The 6,104-nt window shown below is 70.6% G+C and carries 5 protein-coding genes; 3 read left to right on the top strand and 2 right to left on the bottom strand.

Going from position 1 to position 6,104, the window contains the following annotated elements:
• Nucleotides 1-127 precede the first annotated feature (127 nt).
• On the bottom strand, nucleotides 128-859 hold the full coding sequence (locus AB0I53_RS49005) for a hypothetical protein (protein WP_358617961.1): 732 nt from the start codon (nucleotides 857-859) through the stop codon (nucleotides 128-130).
• A complete protein-coding gene (gene eccE, locus AB0I53_RS49010) occupies nucleotides 856-2,160 on the bottom strand; it encodes a type VII secretion protein EccE (protein WP_358617964.1) in 1,305 nt (434 codons plus the stop codon). Before eccE ends, AB0I53_RS49005 begins: the two co-directional genes overlap by 4 nt.
• Nucleotides 2,161-2,335: 175 nt before the next feature.
• On the opposite strand from eccE, the gene eccB reads away from it, so the two are divergent.
• The 3 genes from eccB (at nucleotide 2,336) to AB0I53_RS49025 (ending at nucleotide 5,958) form a co-directional block, all read left to right on the top strand.
• Entirely contained in the window at nucleotides 2,336-3,928 is a 1,593-nt protein-coding gene (eccB, locus tag AB0I53_RS49015; protein WP_358617967.1) for a type VII secretion protein EccB, read from the top strand.
• A 237-nt stretch (nucleotides 3,929-4,165) separates the two neighbouring features.
• The gene (locus AB0I53_RS49020; protein WP_358617969.1) at nucleotides 4,166-4,477 is read left to right on the top strand and encodes a hypothetical protein; all 312 of its coding nucleotides are present in this window, start codon (nucleotides 4,166-4,168) and stop codon (nucleotides 4,475-4,477) included.
• Nucleotides 4,478-4,479: 2 nt separating this feature from the next.
• The gene (locus tag AB0I53_RS49025) at nucleotides 4,480-5,958 is read left to right on the top strand and encodes a WXG100 family type VII secretion target (RefSeq protein WP_358617972.1); all 1,479 of its coding nucleotides are present in this window, start codon (nucleotides 4,480-4,482) and stop codon (nucleotides 5,956-5,958) included.
• Nucleotides 5,959-6,104 lie beyond the last annotated feature (146 nt).

The raw sequence follows: 6,104 nt of genomic DNA on the forward strand, positions 1-6,104 counted from the left end.
GCTGCTCCACGGTCAACGAGCTGGTCCTCAACATGCGACTGCTCCCCGAAGGTCGAAGCTGAATTTCTCAGTCCAACTTCCGGGGAGCAGTTCAGTTTTGGTCGGGGCTTCTTCCGGCTTCGCCGGTTCAGTCGCCGCGGCGGATGGGGCCCAGGATTTCCTGTTCCATCGCCTTCGTCACCAGGCGGATCATCGTCCACGTCATGTTGCCGAGGGCGATCGCCTGGTCGTCCTTGAGCTGGGTGAGCTGCTGGACCTGGTGGCCGTGCAGGCTCCAGATGCGCTGGGCGAGCTGGGCCTGGTTCAGCGGGAGGCGCTGCAGGAGCACCAGGTCCGCCGTGTTCGCCGCCGTGCCGCTGCTGACCTGCGGGTGCAGGTAGGGCAGCACGTACATGGTCGTCTGCCACGGCGCGCGCGGCGGGAACAGCTCCTGCGGCACCGCGCCGCCGTCGTGGATCACCAGCAGCGGAGTGTCCTCAGAGGACCGCGGCAGGTCGAACGGCGCCAGCCGCCGGATCTGCGCCAGCGGCACCGGCTTCCCGTCCGGCGTCTGGCCGGCCGCCTGCTCCAGCATCTTCCACGCCGCCGGCCGCCCGGTGGCGACGATCACCCACGCGCCGGTGGCCATCGCGCGCAGCGCGAGCTGCCGGGCGAGGTACAGGCCGCCGACGGTGACCATGCGGGTCGGGTGCGGCCGCAGCATCGACGCGGCCTGCGCGTTGCCCTGCGGGTCCGAGCCGATGATCACGCCGCCGCGGTCGGCGGACGGGCTGATGGCGTCCAGGGTTTCCGGAGTGACCAGGAATTCCGGTGCCGCGCCGCGGCTGCCCGGCACGTCGATGGTTCTGCTTCGGTTCATGCCGCACCTCCGAGCGGCAACGTCGCCGCGTAGCCGGCCAGTTGCGAGCCGCGCAGCGGGGTCAGGGTCAGGCCGATGCGGCTGCTGATCGCCTTCAGCCGCTCATCGGCGGTGTCGAGTTCGGCGGGCGTGCGGGCGCTGACCCGGACCAGGCCGCGCAGCCCGACCTCGCCTTCCTCGCCGACCGGCGAGATGGACAGCGCGATGCTGGTGGACAGCGCGCGGATCCCGGTGAGCACGTTGAGGCTGTCGTTCATCTGGTTCGGCCAGCTGGTGATGGCGTAGCTGGAGTGGCCGACGCCACCCGCGGTCACGCCGTCCCACCGCTCCTTGAGGCCCACCGGCCGTTGCGAACCGAGCACGTTGTGCAGTTCCGCAGAGGAAATCCCGGCCTGCAGCAGCTCGTCGGGGTCCAGCGGACGGGTCGGCACGCCGCGGCGCTCCAGCGCGTTGCGCACTCGGGACATCGCCCCGATGAGCGCCCGCTGCGCGCCGATGATGCCGCCGCCGCGCTCGCCGATCGCCTTGGCGCAGCGCTGCGGGTCCAGCCGCACCGCGATCCAGGTGGTGCGTCGCGCCGCCGCGGGCAGCCGCCCCTGGACTTCGAGGTAGGAGTTCAGCGCCGGGGAATTCGACGGCAGCGCCGCGCTTCCCGGGTAGCAGTGCCAGATGACCTGGATCGCGTCGAGCACCACGCCGCGGTCTTCCAGGCACGGCATCAGCACGCCCAGCGGCAGGTTCGGCGTGTCCTCGATCGGGTTCAGCAGCGACGGCGACGGCTCTGCCATCAGCACCGCGGTCCACTTGCCGTCGTGCCAGGACATGCCGACCGGGTTGCGGTCGTGGTCCTGGGTGCGGGCGATCACGAGGTCCTCGACGACCAGCCGCAGCAGCGCGACCCGGTGGTTCTCGTCCGGGCCGATGATGCCGTCGCCGTCCTTGTCCTCAGCCGGTTCCATCGCGTCGACGTTGGCCGGGTGGGAAACCCGGGTGTGGTTGCGGCCGCGGTATTCGAGCACCAGCCCGAACCACTGCGTGAACCACCGGCCGCGCCGCCGCAGCAGCGCGATGATGATCGCCAGCACCGCCACGCCCGCGCTCACCGGCAGCAGCATCTGGTTGATCAGGAAGAGGATCAGGCCGATGGCGAGGCCGACCTCGATGAGCACGATGTTGGCCGCTGGAATGCCGCCGAGCGTCACGCCGTTGATCCGCCGACGGCGCGCGCGAATTCGAGCGCGGGGCGGATTGGCGGGCCCGGGAGCAGTCGGCTGGGCCGGATGTTGTGTGGTCACGGACATCCGTTCGGTCTCTCCCCCTCGCAGGTTTGGTGCGGCGCACGGCGCGCTGGGACGCGTTCTGGAGTCAGCCGCCTGACGAGAATACTGACGGACTCGGTCGAACCGCACCCATTCGGTATCTCTCTGCGACTATCCTGCGAAACCGTACCTCGGACGGGAGAGCTGTAGGCGAAGAATGGCATCAACACCCACAACGAAGTCACAGGTTCAGGCGTATCGGTTCGTGCTGCGCCGCATGGAGTCGGCGCTGGTGCGCAAAGACGCGGTGATGCTGCACGATCCGATGGGCACGCACAAGCGGGCCACGGTCGCCGGGGCGGTGCTCGCCGCGGTCGGCATCATCGGTTTCCTGGTTTGGGGCCTTTTCGGCGGCAAGGGTTCGGTGCCGGAGCCAGGTTCGATCATCATCGCGAAGGAAAGCGGCAGCGTTTTCGTCGTCACTTCCGACCAGCAGGCCCAGAAGCGGCTGATTCCGATGCTGAACATGGCGTCGGCGAAGCTGCTGGTCATGGCGCAGGGCGGTGGGCAGGGCGGCGGCCCGGTGCCGACCACCACGGTGAAGCAGGCCGCGCTGGCCGAATTCCCGCGCGGTGCGCTGACCGGCATGGTCAACGCGCCGACCTACCTGCCGGACGCCAAGAACACCGCGGAGCCGTCCTGGGCGATCTGCGACGTCGGCCAGGTCCGGGACACCCTCAGCAGCTCGCGGGTTGAGGCCTCGGCGAAGGTCGAGACGACGGTCATCGGCGGTGACGGCAACCACGGCACGGAGATCGCGCCGAACCAGTCGCTGTACGTCAAGGACCAGACGTCCGGCCAGGAATTCCTCATCTACCGCGTGAAGGACCTGCCGGGCCGCGCGCACACCCAGGCGGTCAAGTCGAAGATCGACAAGACCCAGACCACCGTCATGGACATCTTCGGGCTCCGGGGCGCCACGCCGCGGACGATCAGCACGAACATGCTGAACGCGATCCCGGAGGTGCCGGCGCTGCAGGTGCCCACCGTTCCCAGCGAGGGCACGCCGCTGAGCTACATGTCCCGCTACCAGTCCGGTGACGTGGTCAAGCGCACCGTGCCCGGCCAGCCGGACCAGTTCTTCCTGCTGCTGCCGAGCGGAAAGCAGGAGATCAGCGAGGGCGCGGCGGCCGTGCTGCACGCGTCGAAGACCAACAGCCAGGACATCCCGAACGCGACCGGTGCGGTCACCGACGCCCAGCCGGCGGACACCACCGACCAGCTCAACCTGTCGGGCTTCCCGACGGCGGTGCCTGCCCCGGTCACCTTCCAGCAGTCCGACACCTCGTGCCTGAGCTGGAAGAACGTCAACGGCGACCAGAACGTCACGGTGACCCTGCACAAGGGCTCGCCGACGGCGAAGGCGCCGGTGAAGCTGGCCCAGTACGACGGCACCGGGCAGGGCGTGGACTACTTCTACATGCCGCCGGGCAAGGCGGCGGTGGTGCGCGGTGCGTCGAACGAGGCGGGCGCGGACAGCGGCCCGATCTTCCTGGTTTCCGACCAGGGCGTGCAGTTCGGCATCAAGGACGTCGCGACCGCGCAGGGACTCGGCGTGATCGGTGGCGCCGGGGACATCAAGGCCGGGCCGTCCTGGCTGATGCGGGTGCTGCCGAAGGGCGACTTCCTCGACCCGGCGAACGCGAGCCTGACCTACGACTCGGTCCCGGTGGGGCCGGGCGGGGTGAACCGCCCGCCGCAGAACCCGCAGCAACAGCAGCAAGCCGGAGCCGCCCAACCAGGTAGCTGACCGGTCGCGGGTGGTCGTGGTTCACAACCACCCGCGAACCGGGAACCGAACTGGTCGGCTCCAACGTCCGAGGAACAAGCGATCCGCCCGCAGCCCACGGTGATGCTGCGGGCGGATTGTTTTAAGAACCTGTCTCCGAACTCGTTCTGCGCGGCGATGCCGGTAGCGAGGGCGGGCGGAGCGGCTTCGCCGCTTCGGAGACGAACGCTTGAGAGCGACCAACGTGGGAGGTGCCGGATGTCGGGGATCCGGATCGATATCGAATGGCTGGCGACTTGCGCGCGCGAGGTGCGTGGCGCCGGCGAGGAGATCGCGGCCGCGCAGCCGGCCATGGCGGCCGCGGAACTCGTCCCGGAGGCGTTCGGCGCGCTCGGCCGCGAGGCGGGCGCCGCCGAGGCGTACCAACGGCTTTGCGACCTGCTGCTGGACCAGAGCCGCCAAGCGGGAGAGACGCTGACCCGGGCCGGCGACGAGCTGGGCGAGGTCGTGGACTTCCACACCGGTGGCGACGACGACAGCGTCGTCGAGCTGCGGAAGCAGGAGGCATGAGCATGCGCGAGAGCTCCGAGGTGGCCGAGCACCTCGACTACCTGTCCCGCATCGCCGACGAGCTGGACTTCGCGAACTCGATTCCCGCCGACCTCGCCGAGCTGGTCGGCCGCCACGCGGACCTGCGCGAAGCCGCGAAGGTCTGGCGCAAGAGCGCGGAAAGCGTGGAGCATGCCGCGGAGGGCGTGCAGGGCAAGCTGGGCGGGATCGATTCGGCCTGGCAGGGCCGGGACGCCGACGCGTTCCTCGCGCACATCCGGGACGTCGGCCTGGCGGGCCACGACCTGGTCGACACGATGCGCGCGCTGGCCGATGTGCTGGACCACACGATGGAAGCCCTGCAGACGCAGTTCGAGGACCTGGGCGCGCTGGTCGCGGAGGCGGCGGATTCGGTGTCCGGGGCGCTGCTGGAGCCCGATGAAGGCCCCAAGCGGGCGCGCAAGCACCTCGCGGAGCTGACCCAGCCCGCGCAGGAACTCGCGGAGTCCATTTCGGACACTTATCGCGCGTTCGCCCGGTTCTGCGACGACGTGGCGGCGGGCCGGTCGACGGGCCCGGCCCGGCTCGAACACCGGATGCCCACGAAGGCCTGGGATTTCAGTGCCCCAGCCGCTCCGGCCCCCGCCGAGCCTGCTGCGGCCGGACCGGCTGCGGCCGGTGGTTCGGCTGGCGGCGACGCGTCCGGTGCTGGCGGCGGCGGCGCTGCTGCCGGTGTTGGCGGCGGTGGGGCGGCGGGTGTTTCCGGCGCCGCGGCCAGCGGAGACGCCGGGCAGGAGCTCACCCCGGGCGACACCACGCGGGCCGGGGAGCCTTCGGTGATTCCGCCTGCGGCCGCTGCCGCCGCCGGTGGCGCTGTCGGTGGCGCGGCCGTGGCGGGTGGCGCTGCGGCCGGTGGGATGTACGGCGGCATGATGCCGATGGGCATGATGGGCGGGATGGGTGGTGCCCAAGGCGGCGGCCAGGAGCGCAAGAACCAGTCCCGGCTGAAGAGCAAGCCGGAGGAACTGTTCGGCACGCCGCCGGACGCGGCCCCGGCGGTCTTCGGAGAAACCCAGCGGGAACGGGCGGAACCGGCCAAGCCGACGACGCCGCAGTCGACGCAGCACTCGACGCCGAGGCTGGGCGTTCCAACGATCATCGAGCCGACAACGCCGCGCCCGTCGATCGCGGACGCCCTGCACCCGAAGCAGCCCGAAGCCCCGAAACCGGCCACGGCATCCGTCGGCGACGCGCCCCAGCCGAAGCCCAAGACCAGCACGGCACCGGTGGGCGATGCCCCGTCCCCGAAGCCCAAATCTGCCACGGCATCCGTGGGCGACGCTCCGTCGCCCAAGCCCAAAACTGCCACGGCATCAGTCGGTGACGCTCCGCCGCCCAAGCCCAAGACCGATACGGCATCGGTCGGTGACACACCTCCGCCGAAGCCCAAGACCGGCACGGCATCCGTGGGCGACGCCCCGCCGCCGAAGCGTCGGGACTAGGACTGCGCTTTTCGAGATTCGGCTTCTGCCGGTGCGTTTCCGCAGGTCCGGGCCGGCGAGGTGGACCTGCTCGCCGGAGTGGCTGGCGGCGGTGAGCGCCAGCAGGTCCGGCGGCAGCGACAGGCCGAGCCGGACCATGGCGACCG

The sequence above is a fragment of the Saccharopolyspora sp. NPDC050389 genome (genome assembly GCF_040655595.1).
In the GTDB taxonomy this organism is placed as follows: domain Bacteria; phylum Actinomycetota; class Actinomycetes; order Mycobacteriales; family Pseudonocardiaceae; genus Saccharopolyspora.

Excerpts from the sequence above, each read along its gene's own strand:
- AB0I53_RS49005 (WP_358617961.1), bottom strand. The coding sequence starts at position 859 with ATGAACCGAAGCAGAACCATCGACGTGCCGGGCAGCCGCGGCGCGGCA.
- eccE (WP_358617964.1), bottom strand. The coding sequence starts at position 2,160 with ATGTCCGTGACCACACAACATCCGGCCCAGCCGACTGCTCCCGGGCCC.
- eccB (WP_358617967.1), top strand. The coding sequence starts at position 2,336 with ATGGCATCAACACCCACAACGAAGTCACAGGTTCAGGCGTATCGGTTC.
- AB0I53_RS49020 (WP_358617969.1), top strand. The coding sequence starts at position 4,166 with ATGTCGGGGATCCGGATCGATATCGAATGGCTGGCGACTTGCGCGCGC.
- AB0I53_RS49025 (WP_358617972.1), top strand. The coding sequence starts at position 4,480 with ATGCGCGAGAGCTCCGAGGTGGCCGAGCACCTCGACTACCTGTCCCGC.